At 55.2% G+C, this 20,280-nt stretch carries 20 protein-coding genes; 11 read left to right on the forward strand and 9 right to left on the reverse strand.

Going from position 1 to position 20,280, the window contains the following annotated elements:
• Nucleotides 1–318: 318 nt before the first annotated feature.
• Together RBH33_RS02585 and trhA are read left to right on the forward strand one after the other, a co-directional pair.
• Nucleotides 319–861 (forward strand): flavodoxin, encoded by a 543-nt coding sequence (locus RBH33_RS02585; RefSeq protein WP_306730556.1) that lies wholly within the window; start codon nt 319–321, stop codon nt 859–861.
• Nucleotides 862–1,518, forward strand: coding sequence for a PAQR family membrane homeostasis protein TrhA (gene trhA / locus RBH33_RS02590; RefSeq protein ID WP_306730557.1), 657 nt, complete (start codon nt 862–864; stop codon nt 1,516–1,518). It begins immediately after the preceding gene.
• On the opposite strand, the gene cmoB is transcribed toward trhA, so the two are convergent.
• Both cmoB and cmoA read right to left on the reverse strand, forming a co-directional pair.
• Complete coding sequence (gene cmoB, locus RBH33_RS02595; protein ID WP_306730558.1) at nt 1,515–2,489, reverse strand: tRNA 5-methoxyuridine(34)/uridine 5-oxyacetic acid(34) synthase CmoB; 975 nt, start codon at nt 2,487–2,489, stop codon at nt 1,515–1,517. The two genes, trhA and cmoB, sit on opposite strands and share 4 nt — an antisense overlap.
• Before the next feature lie 10 nt (nt 2,490–2,499).
• Nucleotides 2,500–3,234, reverse strand: a complete 735-nt coding sequence (gene cmoA / locus RBH33_RS02600) for a carboxy-S-adenosyl-L-methionine synthase CmoA (protein WP_306730559.1) — start codon at nt 3,232–3,234, stop codon at nt 2,500–2,502.
• 135 nt (nt 3,235–3,369) lie between these two features.
• On the opposite strand from cmoA, the gene RBH33_RS02605 reads away from it, so the two are divergent.
• From RBH33_RS02605 to RBH33_RS02620, 4 genes are all read left to right on the forward strand, one after another.
• A complete protein-coding gene (locus RBH33_RS02605) occupies nt 3,370–5,004 on the forward strand; it encodes a tetratricopeptide repeat-containing response regulator (protein ID WP_306730560.1) in 1,635 nt (544 codons plus the stop codon).
• 14 nt (nt 5,005–5,018) lie between these two features.
• A complete protein-coding gene (locus tag RBH33_RS02610) occupies nt 5,019–5,738 on the forward strand; it encodes a sensor histidine kinase (protein WP_306730561.1) in 720 nt (239 codons plus the stop codon).
• Nucleotides 5,739–5,777: 39 nt separating this feature from the next.
• Nucleotides 5,778–6,656, forward strand: a complete 879-nt coding sequence (locus RBH33_RS02615) for an FHA domain-containing protein (RefSeq protein WP_306730562.1) — start codon at nt 5,778–5,780, stop codon at nt 6,654–6,656.
• A 172-nt stretch (nt 6,657–6,828) separates the two neighbouring features.
• Entirely contained in the window at nt 6,829–7,080 is a 252-nt protein-coding gene (locus tag RBH33_RS02620) for a glutaredoxin family protein (RefSeq protein WP_306730563.1), read from the forward strand.
• Nucleotides 7,081–7,104: 24 nt separating this feature from the next.
• Here the strand turns inward: RBH33_RS02620 and RBH33_RS02625 are convergent, their stop codons facing one another.
• On the reverse strand, nt 7,105–8,337 hold the full coding sequence (locus RBH33_RS02625) for an EAL and HDOD domain-containing protein (protein WP_306730564.1): 1,233 nt from the start codon (nt 8,335–8,337) through the stop codon (nt 7,105–7,107).
• Nucleotides 8,338–8,519: 182 nt separating this feature from the next.
• Nucleotides 8,520–10,499 (reverse strand): transglycosylase SLT domain-containing protein, encoded by a 1,980-nt coding sequence (locus RBH33_RS02630; protein WP_306730565.1) that lies wholly within the window; start codon nt 10,497–10,499, stop codon nt 8,520–8,522.
• A 235-nt stretch (nt 10,500–10,734) separates the two neighbouring features.
• Between RBH33_RS02630 and RBH33_RS02635 the strand changes: the two genes are divergently transcribed.
• A complete protein-coding gene (locus tag RBH33_RS02635) occupies nt 10,735–12,639 on the forward strand; it encodes an ATP-binding cassette domain-containing protein (RefSeq protein WP_306730566.1) in 1,905 nt (634 codons plus the stop codon).
• On the opposite strand, the gene RBH33_RS02640 is transcribed toward RBH33_RS02635, so the two are convergent.
• Nucleotides 12,636–13,088 carry a universal stress protein gene (locus RBH33_RS02640; RefSeq protein WP_306730567.1) on the reverse strand — a complete coding sequence of 151 codons (453 nt, stop codon included), beginning with the start codon at nt 13,086–13,088 and terminating at the stop codon, nt 12,636–12,638. The two genes, RBH33_RS02635 and RBH33_RS02640, sit on opposite strands and share 4 nt — an antisense overlap.
• Before the next feature lie 136 nt (nt 13,089–13,224).
• Here RBH33_RS02640 and RBH33_RS02645 point away from each other — a divergent pair, with 136 nt between their 5' ends.
• Entirely contained in the window at nt 13,225–13,722 is a 498-nt protein-coding gene (locus RBH33_RS02645) for a hypothetical protein (RefSeq protein ID WP_306730568.1), read from the forward strand.
• On the opposite strand, the gene RBH33_RS02650 is transcribed toward RBH33_RS02645, so the two are convergent.
• On the reverse strand, nt 13,707–14,405 hold the full coding sequence (locus tag RBH33_RS02650) for a hypothetical protein (protein WP_306730569.1): 699 nt from the start codon (nt 14,403–14,405) through the stop codon (nt 13,707–13,709). The genes RBH33_RS02645 and RBH33_RS02650 overlap by 16 nt on opposite strands.
• Before the next feature lie 399 nt (nt 14,406–14,804).
• Here RBH33_RS02650 and topA point away from each other — a divergent pair, with 399 nt between their 5' ends.
• From topA to RBH33_RS02665, 3 genes are all read left to right on the forward strand, one after another.
• Nucleotides 14,805–17,429 (forward strand): type I DNA topoisomerase, encoded by a 2,625-nt coding sequence (topA, locus tag RBH33_RS02655; protein ID WP_306730570.1) that lies wholly within the window; start codon nt 14,805–14,807, stop codon nt 17,427–17,429.
• Between the two features lie 40 nt (nt 17,430–17,469).
• Nucleotides 17,470–17,988, forward strand: a complete 519-nt coding sequence (locus RBH33_RS02660; protein WP_306730571.1) for a DUF6586 family protein — start codon at nt 17,470–17,472, stop codon at nt 17,986–17,988.
• An 84-nt stretch (nt 17,989–18,072) separates the two neighbouring features.
• Nucleotides 18,073–18,327 carry a hypothetical protein gene (locus tag RBH33_RS02665; protein ID WP_306730572.1) on the forward strand — a complete coding sequence of 85 codons (255 nt, stop codon included), beginning with the start codon at nt 18,073–18,075 and terminating at the stop codon, nt 18,325–18,327.
• Nucleotides 18,328–18,441: 114 nt separating this feature from the next.
• Here the strand turns inward: RBH33_RS02665 and RBH33_RS02670 are convergent, their stop codons facing one another.
• The 3 genes from RBH33_RS02670 to RBH33_RS02680 form a co-directional block, all read right to left on the reverse strand.
• Entirely contained in the window at nt 18,442–18,840 is a 399-nt protein-coding gene (locus RBH33_RS02670; RefSeq protein ID WP_306730573.1) for a cell division inhibitor SulA, read from the reverse strand.
• Nucleotides 18,833–19,435, reverse strand: a complete 603-nt coding sequence (lexA, locus tag RBH33_RS02675; RefSeq protein WP_306730574.1) for a transcriptional repressor LexA — start codon at nt 19,433–19,435, stop codon at nt 18,833–18,835. The genes RBH33_RS02670 and lexA overlap by 8 nt, the downstream gene beginning before the upstream one ends.
• Nucleotides 19,436–19,687: 252 nt before the next feature.
• Nucleotides 19,688–20,005 carry a DUF6763 family protein gene (locus RBH33_RS02680; protein ID WP_306730575.1) on the reverse strand — a complete coding sequence of 106 codons (318 nt, stop codon included), beginning with the start codon at nt 20,003–20,005 and terminating at the stop codon, nt 19,688–19,690.
• Between the last annotated feature and the right edge of the window lie 275 nt (nt 20,006–20,280).

The raw sequence follows: 20,280 nt of genomic DNA on the forward strand, positions 1-20,280 counted from the left end.
CACAGCGGAGAGTGGGGTAGGTGCTCCCGGACTGTCGCCGACATGGAGGTCGCGGTGCGGCGTTCCGACGCCAAGTCTACAAGGACGTATTTACGGCGTGTCCGGGTGTACCTACCCCACTCGTAGCACTCGGCTAAAGCACAAAACTTTCCGCCGGACCCAGGGTGACTGCCTTAATCAAAGTTCTAACTCCCGGACCGTCCCAGATAAGAGGTCTGAAAAACAAGGAACCCTTTGAATACTCGATAGGTAGGACTCTTGCGTGGTTCCGGCAATATTGGGAGAATCCGCACTCTGTTCAGGAGGCGTGAGGTAACTGTGGGCGAGATTGGATTGTTTTTTGGTAGTGACGACGGGAATACCGAGCGCGTGGCTCACTTAATTCAGCAGTGTTTCGGCGACTCAGTGGTGGACGTTTATGACATTGCCGACGCCACCCAACTGGAGTTTGGGCACTACCAGCAGGTGATTTTGGGAATCCCCACGTGGGACTTTGGACAAATCCAATCCGATTGGGAAGAGTTCTGGGATGATATCGCCGCCGTGGACTTTTCCGGTAAACAAGTGGCGCTGTTTGGACTTGGCGACCAATTTGGTTATGGCGACTACTTCCTCGACGCCATGGGCATGCTGCACGACGTAGTGGTCTCATCCGGCGCACAAATCGTGGGTCACTGGCCCACCGAAGGTTACGAGTTTGACGCATCGAAAGCGGAAATACCCGGCGCTGGGGAATTTGTCGGTCTGGGCATTGACGAAGATCAACAGGAAGATAAAACCATTGAGCGGCTAAACCAATGGTGCGCACAGATTCATAAAGAGTTTGGATTGACCACCTCTTTGCATCCCCTGGAGGAGTGAATGGCTAAGGGCGATCTGGCGACGGTTCGGCCGCAAACGGCCGCTGAAGAGCTGGCCAATACCCTGAGCCATTTTGTCGGATTGCTCGCGGCCATCGTCGCTTTACCTTTTCTCATTTCGCGCGGTCTGACGCTGGGTGATCCCGCGTTTCTGGTGGGCGTTTCGGTGTTTGGCGGGGCAATGATTGTCCTGTACTTTTGCTCCACTTTGTACCATTTTCTACGACCGGGGCGGGCCAAAGACGTTTGTCAGATAATCGACCATTCGGCTATCTACCTGTTAATCGCCGGTACCTATACCCCGTTTACCCTGGGCGCCCTTAGTGGTCCCTGGGGTTGGACGTTGTTTGGTGTGGTCTGGGGTTTGGCGGCCCTGGGTATGGTGTTAAAAGCCTTTAATTGGCTCAACCATTCGGTGTGGTCCACGGGGTTGTATCTCTTGATGGGCTGGTTGATTCTGGTGGCCCTGCATCCGTTGACCCGAGTCGTGCCGTTGCCTGGGATCTTGTGGTTGGTGGGCGGGGGCTTGGCTTACTCGCTGGGAGTCGTTTTCTACGTCCTGGACAGTCGTATTCGCTTCGCCCACTTTGTTTGGCACTTGTTTGTGCTCACAGGCACCTTGTGCCACTATTTTGCGATTTTGTGGTACGCCCACTAAGTTTCCGCGACGAATACGGCTCGTACCGGAGCGGGGTGGCCCTCCACCGTTCGGCTGGAATCTTCAGGGTCCAGGAAGTCCGATAGTGACTGAAAGCGCATCCAGTCGGTGGCTCGTTGCTCATCTGGGCGTGTGGTGGAACTGTCCACCAAGCGTGCGTTTTTAAAACCCAGCTTGTTCATCCATGAGAGTAAACTTGGGCAGCTGGGAAGAAACCAGACATTGTTCATTTTGCCGTAGCGCCCCTCTGGAACCAGCACCTCGCCTAACTTGCCTTCGATGACCAAAGTTTCCAGAACCAGCTGACCGCCGGGCCGCAGGGCTTCTTTGAGTTCGCGCAGGTGATCCATAGGCGAGCGGCGGTGGTAGAGCACACCCATGGAAAACACCGTATCGAAGGCCTGCATATCTGCCGGTAAGGCTTCGATTCCCACGGGTAACACATCAATCGGGTAGTGGCGCCCCGCCAACTGTTTAATGGCCTGGAACTGCACCACAAAGCGAGGTGAAGGGTCTATGCCGATGACCCGGCGTGCTCCTTCGCCCAGAGTACGCCAGCAGTGATAGCCATTGCCGCAACCGACATCCAGCACCAAGCGGTCCTTCAAGGGTGCCAGATGAGGCTTCACCCGGTCCCACTTCCAGTCCGAACGCCACTCAGTGTCCAGATGAATGCCATAGAGCCAATAAGGGCCTTTGCGCCAAGGGATAAGCCCTTCCAGAGCCGTGCGCAGCGCCGCTCGCGTGGCGTCGTCGCAGTCGTCAGGGCGCCCCACGGTTACGCTGCCGTCCAGTTCCACAACCGAAGGTTGGAGGTCAGGCAACTGGGCCAGTGACTGGCGCCACTTGGGCAAATCCCCATAGCGCTGCTCGCTAAGACCGGCGGCTAGCTGCTTCGGTAATTGGGCTGCCCAGTCCGCCAGGTCCGTGTGGGGCAGGGCGTCGAGTAAGTCTTGATAATATTGAATCATTGACACACGGCTACTTAATGGCGATCAGAGAGGCAAAATTAAAACACTGAAACCAGACGTCCACACTGCTAAAGCCGGCGGCACGCAGGCGATCCCGGTGGGTCGCGAGTGACTCGGGAAGCAGTACTTGTTCCAGAGCAGAGCGCTTTTGGGCGATTTCCAACTCGCTGTACCCGTTGGCGCGTTTGAAGTTGTGGTGCAGCTCAATCATCAAATCGTTGTGGACTTGATCCTCAAACACCACTTTCTCCGAAAGAATCAGTACGCCACCCGGATTCAGCCCTTGGTAAATCTGCTCCAAAACAACGAGGCGTTGGTCCAGAGGGACAAACTGCAAGGTGAAATTCAGTACGGCCATACTCCCATTGGTTGGTTGCAGTGACTGAATGTCCGCGCAAATCAGCTCCACTTCGGGTTCTGCCGGATCTGCCGCCAGAACTTGTTGGCAGCGCTCGATCATCGCCGGGGAGTTGTCCACAGCGACTATTTTGACGTCCGTGGCGCGAATGCGGTGCCGCATCGCCAAGGTGGCGGCGCCCAGAGAGCAGCCCAGATCGTAGCACCGGCTGCCGGACAACACATAACGCTCCGCCAGATCGCCAATCATATTGATAATGGTTGCGTAGCCAGGTACAGAGCGCTTGATCATATCGGGAAACACGTCCACCACGGCCTGATCGAAGGCGAAGCGGCTGACTCCCGCCAAGGGGTCGGCATAAAGCCTGTCGGATCGGTACTCGGGCATTGGGCTTCCCCTGGGCCATTGGTTTGGGCGCATTATAGAGCATGGGCCCTTAGCCGTCAGGGTCAATTCATCCGTCTTCCTTGGGGAAAGTGAGCTATTCTGACACTATTGATGTGCGGTAGAAGAGGGTAATCAATGGCTTATGCTGGTTACGGCAAGCTGAAGGTTTTGATTGTGGACGATTTCGATAACTTCCGCATGACCGTCAGTAAAATGCTGCAGGAGTTTGGCGTACGGGACGTGGACACGGTGGGTAATGGCCAGCAGGCCTTGCACCAATGTAAAGACAACCAATACGACCTGATTTTGTGTGACTACAACTTGGGTAAAGGTAAGAACGGTCAGCAAGTCCTTGAGGATTTGCGGCAACGCCGCTTGCTCGGCAACCAGTGTCTGTTTGTGTTGGTATCGGCCGAGTCCAGTAAGAATGTCGTTATGGCGGCATACGATTGCGAGCCGGACGACTACCTGGCTAAGCCAGTTACCACGAAAGCACTGCGTCAGCGGCTGGATCGATTGCTGTTGCGCCGCGCCGTATTGGCGCCCATACACAAGGCCATCGACGGTGGCGATTTGGATACCGCGATCGGCCTGTGCCAGAAAGAAATTAAATCCGACAGCCGTTATGCCGGCGCCTGCCAGAAGTTACTGGGGCGTTTGTATTGCGAGCGTGGCGATTATGATTCCGCGGAAATGGTCTACCAGAAGGTGCTTGAGCAGCGCTCGCTGGATTGGGCGTTGGTGGGATTGGCTGAAGTGAAAAAAGCCCAAGGCGATTTGTTGGGCGCTCAGCAATGGTTGGAAGAGGCCGTTTCCACCAACCCTTTTTACATGAAAGCTTACGATCTGCAAGTCGATATCCTGCGCGAACAAGGCTCCACCGAGCGTCTTCAAGACGTGCTGCAGGAGTCTGCGGCGGCTTCCCCATTATCAATCTTACGGCAACAACAATTGGCCGATATCGCCATGGCCAACAACGACATGATTACCGCGGCGAGTGCCTACAAACGCTCGGTACGGCTCGGTGAGCATTCCTGCTTTGAGCGGGGAGGTGACTACCTCAACCTGGGGCGAACCGCCGCCGGTTTGTGGCACCAAGACAGAGATAAAGCTAAAGCCATTAGCCGCGATGCCGTCAAGGCGCTGGGAGAATACGACCAGCGTTTTGGAAAAAGCCCCGAGGACAAACTGCAGCGGATGTTGGTGGAGAGCCAGCTCTACTCCGGTCAGGGTGATACGGCTAAAAGTGAGCAATTATTGGCGGAGGCCGAAACTTTGCTGCAGTCTGAACCCATCAGTCGTGTGGATACTGAGATTGAACTGGTGCAGGCTTATCATGCGTTGGGTCAAAAGGAAAAGGCACAAAAGCTGCTGCGTGAGTTGGTAAAACGCCATGAGGGAGACGAGAATCAACTGCAGAAGCTCGATCATTTGCTAGAGGTTCCAGCGAGCAATAAAAACCGAAAGCTGGTGGCCGAAATCAATAAAAAGGGAATTGCTTGCTACGAAGCAAAAGAGTATGTCGGTGCTATTGAGCATTTTGCGCTGGCGCTGAGAAAGTTTCCGCACCACTTGGGCGTTCGACTGAATATGGCACAAGCCCAGATCGATCAGATGGAGGCCCAGGGCATCACCGAATCCACACTGGCTGAAGCGAGTGTAACCTTGGATTTCGTTGGCAAACATATTGATGCCAGGCATGAGCAATTACAGCGCTATCGACAGTTGCAGGATCTGCTCAAGCAATGTGAGCGAAAAGGTTCTGCTTAAACTCGGAGTAAAGTATGTACGATGACCCTAACGGCCGAGCCGACAAAGATCAGGTAAACACATTGGATTTCAGCTTCGTGTTAGCGTCCAGTGTTCACGACATGAAGAATTCCCTCGGAATGCTGCTGAATTCTCTGGAGGTTATGGTCCAGGAGGCGCCACCCCAAAATGACGCGCAAAAGAAGTACTTTTCCACGCTTAGCTATGAGGCCTCGCGCATAAATAACGAACTTGTGCAGCTTCTGGCGCTGTATCGTATGCAACATGAAAAGATCATGGTGCAGGTGGATGAGCATGTTGTTGTTGATGTCATTGAAGATCAATTGGCGCGTAACGATATGCTTTTTCAAACGCGTAACGTGCAAGTGGATGTGGTGTGTGACCCAGAGCTGCGTTGGTATTTCGACTGTGATCTGATTGGTGGCATAATCAATAATATCTTAGTAAATTGTGTGCGTTACTCGCGCCAGCGTATGGAGGTTCGTGTACAGGTGGTCGACCGTATGCTGTGTCTTGCGATAGCGGACGATGGTCGAGGCTACCCGCAGGCGATGCTCGACGCGCCCTTGCTTGAGAATGCCGGCGTTTCTTTTAGTACCGGCAGCACAAATTTAGGTTTACTGTTTGCCCATCGGGTAGCGGCTTTGCATCACGCGCATGGACGGCAGGGCTACATACACTTGGCTAACGAGGGGCCGTTAGGCGGCGGGGTATTGTCGCTTTATCTGCCCTAAATGGCTGGAATGGATTATCCAACCACAGGTACAGCGGCAATGCTAAAACTTCGCGATCCCAAGAACCGATACGGTGCCATTTGGCTGGTGGAGCCCGGCGTCAAAGTGGGTAGAAAAGCCGGTAACCACTTGGTTATCAACAGTCCAGTCGTTGCGGATTGCCAGTTTGAGATTCGGGTCAAGGGCGATCAGCTTATTTTAAAAAACTGCGCCCCTGATCACCCGTTAAACGTCAATGGCCAACCAGTGGCAGATGGCTATGTACTGCGGGAAAAAGACCTCATAGCGTTTGGCGAGATCGAGTTGCAGCTGGTTGACCCCAAGAAATCCGCGCCGTCCCTTAGTACGAAAAAAACGACTTGGACACTTAAAGCCAATAGTGTAGCGCTGGGTGGGCGAGTGTATCCAGTGCGTAACCCGACTCTTGTAGGCCGCTCCAGTGAGTGTGATATCACATTAGCCGTGGCCCATTTGTCCCGCCGCCATGCCCGCCTGGAAATCCAGGATGGGCTCCTGTACGTTAAGGACCTGGGCTCCGCCAATGGCACCTATCTCAATGGCGTAAGAGTATCCGAGGCGCGGGTGCGGCGGGGTGATGAGCTGTCCTTTGATACGTTGAGTTTTGGTGTCATTGGTCCCGTTGAAGATTTGGGCCGAACCAGCGTGCGGGCGATGCCTTCCAAAATTTCTGTACCTCCGAGGCTGCAGAGTCGACCGCAACCGGCTCCATCTGTCGAACGGCTCAGCACGGCTCATGCCCCGATCCATCGGTCTCGCCCGGTCACTCACTTGCCGCCGCGATCTTCCGTCGAAGTCTCGGGCCCGGGGCGCGCTTCCAGTGGTTCTGGCCGGCTGTGGTTGACGCTTTTAGTGCTGATTGCGTTGAGCTCCGTGCTCAGTTACCGCTATTGGCTTTAGCGCTGACGCCCCCCTTTTTTGTGGCGCGCCTGTTGCTCTTTTACCCGACCTGGATGTGTGGGTTACCATAGCCACTTAAGGGGCTGGCCGACTTTTCTGTTCTTTATGTGCGCGGAAACATAGCGGAGAACGGGTCAGCCATCTCGCGGACAACAGTCGATTGCGTTAACACATGAAGCAGATAATCCTTTACACGACGAGCGGTTGCCACCTTTGTGAACAAGCGCGCGCCTTAGTTGAACCGCATTTGGCCTCGCGGCGCCTATGGTTGAAAGAGGTGGAAATTGCAGATTCGGATGACTTGATTGAACGCTATGGTGTGCGGATCCCCGTCATTGCCGTGGCTAATTCGAACGCGGAACTGAACTGGCCATTTGACAGCCAGGAGTTGGAGGAATTTGTCCGGCGTCAGGTGCAAACTTAGGTTGCAGCCCTGTTCAGTGCGGACTCAATTGCGGCTGATGGCCATATTATCCATGGTGTCAGATACCCAGGCGAGGGCATCTAGGTACATGTGCGAGAGCACATCCGGCGTGATCTGTTGTTTTTCTAAGTAGTTCCAGTCGATCAGGTCCCACTCTCCGCGCTCGTAGTGTGCAACGATATTCAGAACCACACCTTCATCCCCTTCGTGTTTCAGTAATGCGGTCGTGATCTCTGGGCTGAGTGAAATGTTGGTTAGTAGGGATTCGAGCGGTACATCCATGAATGCGTCCAAGGTGGATAGCAAGCCAACCGTAAAGAACGTGTCGCATCGGGCTCCTTTGTGGCCAGCTTGAGCGATCGTTTCGCACATGCGAGCCCTGGTGAGCGCTGCCACGCTGAGCTCCAAGGGTTTATCTCCCAGGTTCGCCATGGCTAACAGGTTGACCCAATTTTTGATGATATTCATGCCCAGAAGGGTGATGGCCTGACGTAAAGATTCAATGGTGCGGGGAAGGCCAAACGCTGCGGAGTTCACCAGCTTCAATAGTTTATAGCTCAGCATGGGGTCCTGAGAAATCAGGCGTTCCACTTGGGTTGTCGAAACGTTCGGGTCGTGCAGTACGCTGAGTAACTGAAGGACGGCTTGTTTGCTCTCAGCAACCTTGCGCCCCTTGATGATTTTTGGGCGCGCGAGAAAATACCCCTGAAACAAATCGAAGCCCACGCGCTTACAAAACTCCAGCGTTTCGTACGTTTCCACTTTTTCCGCCAGGAGGATTTTTCCTTTCGGTTTCAAATAATCAATATGCTCTTGGAGCTGGCGCTCATTCAGGGCGAGCACGTCGAGCTTTACGATGTCGGCATAGGGGAGCAGAAGTTCAGTTTCAGGGCCCAGCACGAAGTCATCAAGGGCAATGGTGTAGCCCTGGTCCTTTAAAATTTTAAGGCTATCCAGCATTTCGGCATCGATTTGTTGGCCTTCCAGGACTTCAACGACCAACTGACTGCGATCAAACGGCGGCGGAGTCAGTAGCAGAGTGCGGGTGAAATTGATGTAAGCCTGGTGCTGCCCGACCACGTTGGCAATGGACAAGTCAGTGAAGGTATGCAGAATGACTTGGGAGCTAGCCCTGTCGCCATTATCGAAGATGGCCTGGTTTACATCGCTGGTCCGACACAGTAACTCATAGGCGACCACCTGCATTTTCCGATTGAAAATCGGCTGACGGGCTAACAGAGGGAGTAGCTCAGACATTGAAGTTACTGCCAAGTCCAGTGCAAAGTTAGAGCGTGAGCCCAGGGAAGGTTATACGACGGAGTGCCGACCGTCATAGTAGAGGCTATCGCCATCTCTGCCAAGGGTTTGGTGTCGATTGTCGTTTCGGATCTGGCCGCCACTGTGCAACTTCGCATTACACAGTGGGCAGCCGGGCCAGGTTACAATCGATTTTGAGCTTCTTCGGGGGTGATGACCGGGCTGAGCTCTCCCAGTCGATAGCCGTAAATAACGGAGAAGGCTAAGACGTTTTGCACATAGCCGCGGGTTTCTTGGAATGGAATGGTTTCGATCCAGACATCGTAGGGAAGCTTCCGCTCAGTGGCGCCGAGCCACTGCCGAACACGGGTGGGGCCGGCGTTATAGGCGGCGGCGGCCAAGATCCGGTTACCATTAAACTCGTTGAGCAGCTGGTGCAAATAACGGCTACCCAGGTCAATGTTAGTTTCCGGACTTAACAGGTCGTGCTTACGGTAGGGGATGCCGGCCCGCCGTGCCGTATATTGGGCTGTGGTGGGCATGAGTTGCATCAGCCCCAAAGCGCCGGCAGGGGAGCGAGCGTCGGCCATAAAGGCACTTTCCTGGCGGGCGATGGCAAACAAAAGATGCGGATTGATAGACGTTGCTTCGGCGGCAATGTCCATCTGCTCCCGGTAGGCCAGGGGGAAACGCATTTGCAAGTCGTCCCAGGAGCGGGCACGAATGGTGGCCTGAATGCCGGTGCGGTACCAACCCCAATGCTCCGCTAGCTTGCCAGCGGCAATGACGGATTGGGCATCCAGTGTCCGCGTGGTGTGGAACCACTCCCGGCTGGCATTGGTTACGTCTCCTGTTAGCAGGAGTTCACGCGCACGCGTTATGCCAGGCATTTGCTCTACGTTTTTCAGCATAATCTCGGTCACTTCCACCGGGCGGTCCAGCAACCGATATTCATAACCCAGAATGTCCGCTGACAAGAATCCGTAAAAACCGCGTGTCGCGGCCACCATCGCGTACAGATCTCTGGCGCTTGGGCGGCCTTGTTCCGGTTCCAGCTCCAATTCTTCCATCAGGCGTGCGCGCCAGTAGCGCCAGCGATCTGTCTGCTGACTGGCTTCCGGCAATTGTTCAAGCCAATTATAGGCACTTTGCCAATCCTGCTGGCGTAAAGCATTTCGAATCAAACGTTCAGTGAGATCGTCGCTTGTTAAGTAGGGGCTCTGCGCCAGCAGTTTTTCAGCTTCGCCATGCCTGTTTTGGAAAACCAACCGTGTGGCAATGTGCTGCTGTATTTCCAGTCGGTCATGGTCCTCAAATAACTGCTGAGCGTCGTAGCGATGCCACAGATGCAGAGCTTTGGGGGCATCACGACGGGCCAATCGATCCAGTCCATGCAGAATGATTTCGCGCATCTGGGGAGATTGGGTACTAAAACGACCCATTTGACTCAGGCGGTCGGGGTTGAGGTCAACTTCTCGGTAGAGTGCAGCCAGGCGCTGCTGCTCCTCGGACATGAGTCGTCCCACGTAGGCGGCCAAGCCCCGATTGCGAGCTTTTAGAGCTTTGCTGTGGCGCTCCCAGGCGATTTCTGGCGTGAGCCGGCCAGCTTCCATCCAGCGTGCAAACAACGGATCGCAGGCGTTTGGCTGGGATTGCCCGACATTCCACAGTGGCGCCACTTCATCCAATGCGCTGATGTCGTCATTGTGTAGGCGTGCGAAAAGTTGGTAACAGTTAAGGCGCGTGTCTCTGAGGTCGGCATGGTAGAACTGCCGGTACTCGTCCCAACGCTCTTGTCCGGCAAGGTGGTGTAGCCAGCGCTGGCGGAGCTGTTCGCCCAGGTAGCTGTACGGATGCTGATACAGAAAATTAGCCACTTCGTCGCTGGTGAGCCGGCTCAGGCTGCGGGTCATTTCCTGATATTGCAGGTAGGGCAACAGTGGGTAATCTTCCAGCTCGGCGGCTAGGCTTTGATAGCGCTGCATCTGCCGTTGGCCCAGGGCGCGCTGGGCTTCAAGGTAAGTTTCGCGTTGTTTCTCTAAAGTGGAAAGCGCCGAGCCTTCCTCGGCCTGGACGCCATGAACGGCCCAAAGGGAACTGAAAAATGCCAGGGCAGCCCAGGTTCCCCGGTAGCTTCGTCCAGCTCTCAAAATCGCCCACATTGACTATACCTCAGCTGTGTGACCTGTTATTGAATCTTTATTTTAGACGCTCGTCGCTTGCGGTGACGGTTATTTCGCCGGAGTATTTTTCCCCTGTGAGAGGGGTCCCAAACCCTGTATGATGCGCGTCGAGGCGTCTGGGCACCCGAGTGCCGAAAGTGTTCATGAGCATAGCAGCCTCCGCGTTAAGCCGCCAGCCCCTCCTAAGCTAATTCTATTTTTAAAAGTAGCCCCTATGCCCCTGATTAATATCGAAAAAGCTACCTTGAGCTACGGATTACAAGTTCTGCTCGATGGCGTAGACCTCAGTATAGAGCGCGGTCAGCGGTTGTGCCTGATCGGGCGCAACGGCACGGGTAAATCCACCCTGTTGAAAGTTCTGGCGGGTGAGGTTGATTTGGACAGCGGCACCGTCAGCCGCGATCCGGGTATCCGCATGGCGCGTCTGGAGCAGGATCTTCCCGAAGCGGATGATCGGCTCGTGTTTGATGTGGTCGCCGATGGCCTGGAAGGCATGGGCGCCTTGTTGAGTGAATATCACGCTTTGGCGATGCGTGGCGACGAGAACAGCCTGACCCGGATGGCTGAGCTGCAACAGCAAATCGAAGCCCGCGATGGTTGGCAGCTTCAGCAGCAAGTGGATACTGTGTTGACGCGCCTCGACCTGCCAGGGGACCGCTACATGCGTGAACTCTCCGGTGGTTGGCGTCGGCGGGTGGCTCTGGCCAAAGCGCTGGTGCTGGAGCCCGACTTACTGTTGCTGGATGAGCCCACCAACCACCTGGATATTGCCGCCATCGAGTGGTTGGAGAACCAGCTGCTGAACTACACCGGTGCTCTGGTGTTTATCACGCACGATCGCTCTCTGCTGCAAAATTTAGCCACCCACATCGCTGAGTTGGACCGGGGCCACCTGCGTACCTGGGCAGGAGACTACCAGCGTTATCTGGTGTACCGAGAGCAAGCGTTAGCCGAGGAGGCGCGCCACAACGCCCTGTTTGACAAGAAACTGGCCCGGGAAGAAACCTGGATTCGCCAAGGAATTAAGGCGCGCCGGACTCGTAATGAAGGGCGTGTACGCGCTTTGAAAGCGTTGCGGGAAACACGCACTCAGCGGCGGGAATTAATCGGCAGCGCAAAATTTTCCATCAGCTCTGGGGAGAATTCCGGGAAATTGGTGGCGGAGCTCAAGCATGTCAGCTACGGGTTTGCCGATAAGCAGATTGTGCGTGACTTCTCCACTGTCATTATGCGCGGCGACCGTATCGGCCTGGTGGGCGCAAACGGGGCGGGCAAGAGCACCCTGTTGAAGCTTATTTTGGGCGAGCTGGAGCCGCAGGAGGGCAGTGTCCGTCTGGGGACCAATCTGGCCGTGGCCTATTTTGACCAGCTGCGTGATCAGGTGGATCTGGATAAAAGCGCGGTGGATAACATCGCGGAGGGGCGTGAATACATTGAGCTCAATGGCCAGTCCCGACACATTATTTCGTACTTGGGGGATTTTTTGTTCACCGGCGAGCGCGCGCGCACACCCTTGCGGGCGATGTCCGGGGGTGAGCGCAATCGGGTTTTGCTAGCGAAGCTGTTCAGCAAGCCGGCCAACTTGTTGGTGTTGGACGAACCTACCAACGATTTGGACGTGGAAACCCTGGAGTTGCTGGAAGATATTTTGATGGACTACGACGGCACCGTGTTGTTGGTGAGCCACGACCGAGCGTTTCTCAACAATATCGTTACCAGCGTTATCGCCTTTGAAGGGCGCGCACAGGTACTCGAGTATGTGGGCGGCTATGACGACTGGCTGCGTCAAGGCGGCCGCTGGACGGAAGAGGGGCCTGAAGAGGGCGCGAAGGATGAGACACCCACGCCAGTGGCCCCATCCAGCGCGCCGAAGCGGCCCAAGGCTAAGAAATTAAGCTATAAGCTGCAGCGCGAGTTTGAGGAGCTACCCGGACGCATCGAGGCATTGGAAGAGCAGCTCAGTACACTGCAAAAGGAAGTCGCTGAACCGGATTTTTACTCAGGTTCAGCGGAGGATATCGACGCTCATATGAAACAGTTGGCGCAACTGGAACATGAGTTGGAGCTCTGTTTCGAGCGCTGGGCAGAGCTGGAAGATTTGCAGCAGGACGACGCTTAGTTATCTGGAGTGGTGGGCTGTCTGACCAACACCGCCAACACATCACAACCAGCGCCGTGCAGCACACTGTTGGAGGTGGAGCCCAGTAACAGTGCAAAGCCTTTCCGCCCGTGGCTGCCCACAATGATTAAGTCAGCGTTCTCCTGAGCGGCCAGGTAGTGCAGTTCGGTGGCCGCCTGACCCACCAGTACGTGTTCTTGTTGCACGGGGTGTTTGACCAGTTGGCACAAGCGTCTCAATTCCTGTTCGGCTTTGAGTTGAAGCTGTTCCTGGACTTCCGAGAGGTCGACCGGCATGTCCCCGCCGTAGGCGAAGGTCAGCGGCTCTATCACGTGCGCAACACTGAGTGTGGCGCCACAGGCCCGCGCCAAATCCCCGGCTCGTTCCAGCACTTGGGAGGATTCGTCGGAGAGGTCTAAACCGGCGATAATGTGTTTGTAACAGGGCATCGTTTTCACTCCCGTGTGTCGAACCTAAAAAGACAGGTAACCAAAGAAACCACGTGATTATACTAGCACGATGTTACCTCGGATATTCACGCGCCGTGGGGGTATCTGCTGATCAGCTTCCTGCAGTCGAGACACTATGAATATTTGGATTTTGGCGACGCTAATTGGGGTCATTGCAATGGCCTTTGGTCCCGTCATGATGTTGCAGCCAAGTCGCGCTGAGCGTCGCCAGGCTGACCTGCGCAACCGAGCCATGAAGCGGGGCATCAAGGTGTCCATAGGTGCGCTACCCAGGCAGGCCACGGACCTTGATGCACCTGAGCAGATGGCCATTTACCGCTTGCCCAAACATCATACCCGCGTACCGGAACGACGTTGGCTGCTGGTGCGAGCCGCCTACGACCACGAGCAACACTTTCTGCAGCGCTGGGCCTGGCAGGATAGCGGCCGCCCAGATCCGGCGGAAATGGACTGTCTGGAGCAATGTGTTCCAGAGCTGCCCACCTCGGTGCTGGGAATAGGTGCAGACTCGGATGGCTGGTACTGCTATTGGACCGAAAGTCGCGAAGCGGGGGAGCTGGAGCAGCTGTGCGAGATGCTGACGGCTCTGAGTAAGGCTCACGCTGGGTTGTAGCCGATTTCAGGCATCAGCTCTGGGCTTAGTGCCTTACGTTCACCCAGGATGATTTGGCTGAGCTCCTGGATCATCTGGCTCCGTTGCGGGTCCGGGTGAGCATGCCCGACCAGGAGGCTTTGCGCTTTCTTATAAAAGGACTGCCCAACTGAGTAATCGCCGCGCCGAATGGCTTTGTGGCCTTGGGCGACAAAGGAAATCACACTGATCATCAGTTGCGCCCAGGACAGTTGTTTCAGATAGAGGTCCAGTGCTTCGCGCTCAAGCTGGCCCCGCGTATGCTGGCGGCGTAGCAGCTCCCCGGCTTTCTGTAAGCCCTGTTGAGCGCGGGCAATCTGGCTGTCACTTTCCCGAAGGCGATTCAATGCTTGCGGTGTGTCCCACTCGGCCTCTCGCGCTTGTGCTTGACGCAGGCGCGCCTCCCAAGGCTCCGGGCTGTTGCGCTCGTAAAGGCGGATCTCCTCCAATAGGGTCATTACCTCCTGGTTCACGCGGCGCGCGACGTCCCGCTCTGGAAGAGTGTCTTCCAGGCAGATCAGTATCTCTTCCAGATCCTGCAGCTGAATGCGCAGACGCTTACGCCGCAGCTGGCTGCGTCGTTGACGCTTCTGCCAACGGTCAGCCAGGTGGGCCCCTATGAGCGCCAAAAGAATCACTACCAACAGCAGTGTGATCGAAAGCATGAGTCGGATCCGGTCCCAAAAAGGTCAGGGTTAAAGCAGATTTTGACGCCATCAGTGGAAAAATCCTAGCGAGAATTTCAGATCCGCGCCAGGACTCCGCAAACCAGGTTCTTGTTAGCGTAAAAAACCATTTAATATCAATAAGATACAACTCGTATGAAAGGTGCGGGCCCAGCTTGGTTAGAGTCGTTGCAAAACCTCCGTGAGACGCTGAAATCTATCCCTGCGACCTATCGGCTGGCGGTTACTGACTTGACCCTGAGGGAATCAGGTCTTATATATGCGCACCTCTGAGCCTGTTTTATTACAGATTAGCTCACTCCGTAGGCACCAGCTCGCCCATTGACGGGGGTGTTCGGTCGGCCCAATTCACTGTTACGGGAATATAAGAAGAGCGCTATGGGGAAATCCTTAGTTATAGTCGAGTCGCCCGCCAAAGCGAAGACGATCAACAAGTACTTGGGCAGCGACTTCGTGGTCAAGTCCAGTATTGGTCATATTCGCGACCTCCCAACCAGTGGTGGCTCCAAGCCGGTGGACCCCAAAGAGCGTGCGCGCCAAGCCGCCCAAACCCGAAAAATGGCACCGAAGGAAAAGGCCGCCTACAAAGCGAAGAAGCAAAAACAGCAGTTGATTAACCGTATGGGCATTGACCCTGAACACGGTTGGGAGGCGCACTACGAAATCCTCCCAGGCAAGGAAAAAGTAGTCGATGAACTCAGGAAGCTTGCCGCTCGCGCTGACACCATTTATCTGGCGACGGATTTGGACCGCGAGGGGGAGGCCATTGCCTGGCATCTTCAGCAGGCGATCGGCGGCAATGAAGATCAGTACCGCCGGGTGGTGTTCAACGAGATCACCAAAAGTGCGATCCAAAACGCGTTTAAAACCCCAGGCCGTATTGATGAAGACCGGGTTCAGGCGCAGCAGGCACGGCGTTTCCTCGACCGAGTTGTTGGTTACATGGTGTCGCCCCTGTTGTGGGAGAAAGTGGCCCGTGGGTTGTCCGCTGGCCGGGTTCAGTCAGTAGCGGTTAGGTTGGTGGTGGAGCGCGAGCGGGAAATCCGCGCGTTCGTCCCAGAGGAGTACTGGAGCCTGTTTGCCGAGCTGCGCGCAAACGATAATAAAGACGTGCGCTTTGAAGTTAAAAAGCATCGCGGCGAAGCATTTAAACCCATCAACGAAAGCCAGGCCATGGCGGCCGTTGCGGACTTAAAAGAAAGTCATTATGAGGTAGTCGATCGGGAAGATAAGCCCACCCGTTCCAAACCGCCTGCGCCCTTTATTACCTCGACTTTGCAGCAGGCCGCCAGTACCCGGCTCGGGTTCGGGGTGAAGAAAACCATGATGATGGCGCAGCGCTTATACGAAGCGGGCTACATCACCTACATGCGTACCGACTCCACCAATCTCAGTAAAGAGGCGGTGGAAAACTGCCGGGAATTTATTCTCGATGAGTATGGCAAGCCCTACCTGCCTGAAAACCCCGTAACCTATTCAAGCAAGGAGGGCGCGCAAGAGGCGCACGAAGCGATCCGTCCTTCCAGTGTCGGTATTCGTCCCAACCAGTTGAGCGGCATGGAGCGTGATGCCGAGCGGCTGTACAATTTAATTTGGCAGCAGTTTGTGGCCTGTCAAATGAGCCCTGCCGAATTTACCAGTACCTCAATCGTGGTCAAAGCCGGTGAGTACGAACTGCGCACTCGCGGCCGAGTTATCCGGTTTGACGGCTTTTTGAAAGTCCTGCCGCCCGTGGCCAAGAAGGACGAGGATGTGGTGCTTCCCGATCTGAAAGTCGGGCAAGACCTGCCGCTGACCAAACTTGACCCGAACCAACATTTTACCAAGCCACCTGCGCGTTACAGTGAAGCGAGTTTGGTGAAAGAGCTGGAAAAACGCGGCATAGGCCGTCCTTCTACCTACGCATCCATTATTTCGACCATTCAAGATCGCGGCTACGTGCATCTGGAAAACCGCCGTTTCTATGCAGAAAAGATGGGGGATATCGTCACCGAGCGGCTGGTGGAGAGCTTTGATGACCTCATGGACTACGGCTTCACCGCCAACATGGAAGAATCACTGGATGAGGTTGCCCAAGGGCAGCGCAACTGGCGGCAAGTGCTGGATAACTTTTACGCGAACTTCTCTAAAAAATTGCAGCAGGCGCAAAGCACAGAAAACGGTATGCGCAGTAACAGTCCCACGGATACGGACATTGCCTGCGATAAGTGCGGCCGGCCCATGCAGATTCGAACCGGCAGTACAGGTGTGTTTTTGGGTTGCTCCGGCTATGCGCTTCCGCCCAAGGAGCGCTGTAAAAATACCATGAATCTCGTCTCCGGCGATGAAGCGGTGGATGCTGATGCGGACGAAGAAGCCGAGTCTCGCTTGCTGCGTACCAAACGTCGTTGCAAGCTGTGCAATACGGCCATGGACAGTTATCTCCTGGACGAAAAGCGCAAGCTCCATATTTGCGGCAACAATCCCGATTGTCCCGGTTATGAAGTGGAGGAGGGCACCTTTAAATTAAAAGGTTACGAAGGGCCCACCCTGGAGTGCGACAAGTGCGGCAGTGAGATGCAGCTTAAAACTGGCCGTTTTGGCAAGTACTTCGGTTGCACCAACAGCGAGTGTAAAAATACCCGCAAGTTACTCAAGAGCGGCGAAGCAGCACCACCGAAAATGGACCCAGTGCCCATGCCTGAGCTTAGCTGCGTCAAAGTGGACGACCACTATGTGTTGCGCGATGGCGCTTCGGGACTGTTTCTCGCCGCAAGCCAGTTTCCCAAAAACCGGGAGACGCGTGCACCGCTGGTTGAAGAGCTTCTGCCGCATAAAGATGAGATCGATCCCAAGTATCGCTTTTTGTTTTCCGCTCCCACTAAAGACCCAGATGGGAATAAGACCCTAGTGCGTTTTAGCCGTAAAACCAAAGAGCAATACGTGCAGTCAGAAGTCGATGGCAAAGCCACTGGCTGGAAAGCGTTCTACAAAAACGGCAAGTGGGTGACCAATGAGAAATAGCCTGGCAGCTGACGCCAGGCTCGTTTAAACGGGAGTGGGGATGATGAGTGCGACCAGCCTGGGCATGGTCAACCAAAAGCTGGCGTATGCGCGCGCCGTCTTGGCGCAGCTGGACGGGCTGCCGGAAGGAAGCGCGAGCGAACGACTGCAACGCCAGGCTCTTCTGGATGCTGGCGCGTTCCACCTGATGTGTGCCTACAGCCATTATCTGCGCGAATTGGGTGAAAATTATGCGCTGACCCAGGTTGCTGGCATTCATAATGAAAGCGATTTGCACAAAGCCCTAATGGCTCAAGGCAAGTCCCCGGCCGAAGTACGTGAGCTTCAAGAGCTGCGTCGCCAGCCGGCCAGCTGGCTGACTCAACTACATGCCAGCTATGCCGCCTGCTGGCAGTTTCCCGAGAAACCGACCGCGCATCAGGATGCAGCCCGCATTCAGGCTGTTGACCTGGAAGCGGTGGCCGCGCCCTTACCGGTCACTGCCGAGCGCTTGCAGACGGCCTACCGAGCGCTTAATGAGTTGATCGTTAGGCAGAGGGAAAGCACCACCGAGTGGTAGTGTCCAGTCGCGCATTTCCCCTTGGCATGGTACAATCAGCCCCACATTGGTGCCTGGCGATTCAGCCTGGTGTGCGGAGTTTTTATGTCATCACCCCTTTACGAAATTGTTGAGTTGGCCAATGGCGACGTGGTGTTGCAGCGCGCCGATGAGCAAGGTGAACCTCTGGTCAGCATCCGCTTTTCCACTGAATCCCTTTCGTACATGCAGCAGGGAAAGTTTGACGTTGCCAAAGCGATGATCGAAGCGGGTATGGAAGCGGCCAGTGATTTGGCCGATGAAGGTATGGAAGACTTTATGGGTGAATTTAAAGACAACGAAACGCCCGTTTATCACTGATATTCAGCACGGGTGCTTGCACCTGCCCTCGTAGCCGAACCTACTCCCGAAGCCAGATAAGTTACTTTCCCACCTTTTTGAGTTGGCGGGTTGTAAGTTGTACGGGATTGGTCGCTAGCGCATTCTCAGCATCAATCCCTGGCACTCTCCGCGCTGAGCAGCTCCCTCCAATAAGTGCATTTCCCGCTTTGTCAGCTTGCCAGGAGCGGCAATGACCGTATGACTGTTGCCCTTGGCCAGTGCCTCCCAGACGATCCAGCGAGCATCGTGCTGGTCATTAATGTGAATTAAGCGGATGCGAGTGGTGTCGACGCCATAGCGCTCCAGCAAGCCGCGATCAACTGGGCCGGGGCTGATCCAGGTCAGCCACCGGTCTTGGCAGCTCCGGCTCAGGTGCGCCACCATAGGCAGTAGGAGTTGGGTTTGGTCCGGTGCGTTCTGAGTCAGAACCAGCTCGGTGATACCGCCTTTGGCGAGCGGCTGGGGTGCGCCATGCAAGCTTGCATTAATCACGACGAATCACTCCCACGCTCAGCCCCTCGATGGAAAACTCCTGGTCCCTGAGGTCTACTTCAATCACATCAAAATCCGGGTTTTCCGGCCACAGTTCGACCTGCGCCCGGTTGCCAATCCGCTTAAAGCGCTTTACCGTGACTTCCTCGCCAATGCGCGCCACTACGATCTGTCCATTGCGGGCCTGCTCGGTACGATGCACGGCTAACAGATCTCCGTCGAGAATGCCGGCATCCTTCATGCTCATACCGTTCACGCGAAGTAAAAAGTCGGCGCGGGGATTGAAGAAGCTGGGAGGCACATCGCAGTAATCTTCGATGTGTTCCTGGGCGAGAATGGGGTTGCCGGCGGCAACTCGGCCCACCAGGGGGATCCCCTGTTGGGTGTCTGGGAGCCTTATACCGCGAGAAGCTCCCGGGATAACCTCAATGGCGCCTTTACGTGCCAAGGCCTTAATGTGCTCCTCCGCCGCATTGGCCGATTTGTAGCCCAGGATACGGGCAATTTCGGCCCGAGTGGGCGGGTAGCCGGTTTCTTCAGCATAGGTTCTGATTAGCTGTAAGACCTGTTCCTGTCGACTGGTGAGGTTGTACATGGCGTCCCCCAAGTATTTTCTGTGTTTTTGTACAGTTAGTGGGATTATATACAGTATTGGGCGGTGTGCAACAGGAATTTTTAGAACGCGAGTTTGGTGGAGGGGGGAAGGCACTTCCCGCTCCGTGACGGGCTATGCGGCTGGCCGCTTGAAAGTTACCCTTCCGTGGATCTATCGCTCGTATTCGAAAAGGCCTTTTTTGGATAGGCCACTCATGGCGATCAAACGGTCGCGATAGCGGGCAGGATGGGGTCAGTCGTCGTCAGTGCCCGGAAACAGTTCCGGCTCTATATGATCGAGAGGGTCGTCCCAAGGGCTGAAAGAGGCGCCCTGATCGCCTAGCCAGCGATCTTCCCGGCTCAAACTAAACGCAGCGTCGGCGTCTTCAGGGGGTGATGCCGCCAGCAAGGGCAAGCGGTGCCAGGCGTCTAGATCGAATTCGCCAATGGCACCATCAAGGTATTGAATTTCGACGGTACCCCGTTGTTCGTCGATGGCGACTACTTCAAAGGTCTGCTGTTCCTCCCGATCCTTGTACCAGGCACCAATGATTGGATAGTGAAGCACCATAACTGTACTCCTGCGTCGTGCTGGTGAGTTTTCGGTACCTTAGCACGGCTTTTCCTTGCCGAATATTGCTGCCCGTTGCCAGGGCGGGGGTCACTACATTCGAGAATTTTATTCAGTAATGCTCCTAATTGTTTAATTTTTCAGTAGGTTTTGGTTTTTGTTTGGTGAACTGTATACTCCTGACAGCACGAATAAATCTAGCCCTGGCCGGCCAAATAAAATATCGGTCTAAGTGCGGCTTGGCAAAAATGCAGTCAGGGCTTTCGCAAGTGGAA

This window comes from Marinimicrobium hydrolyticum, from assembly GCF_030848505.1.
GTDB lineage: Bacteria > Pseudomonadota > Gammaproteobacteria > Pseudomonadales > Cellvibrionaceae > JAVDDU01.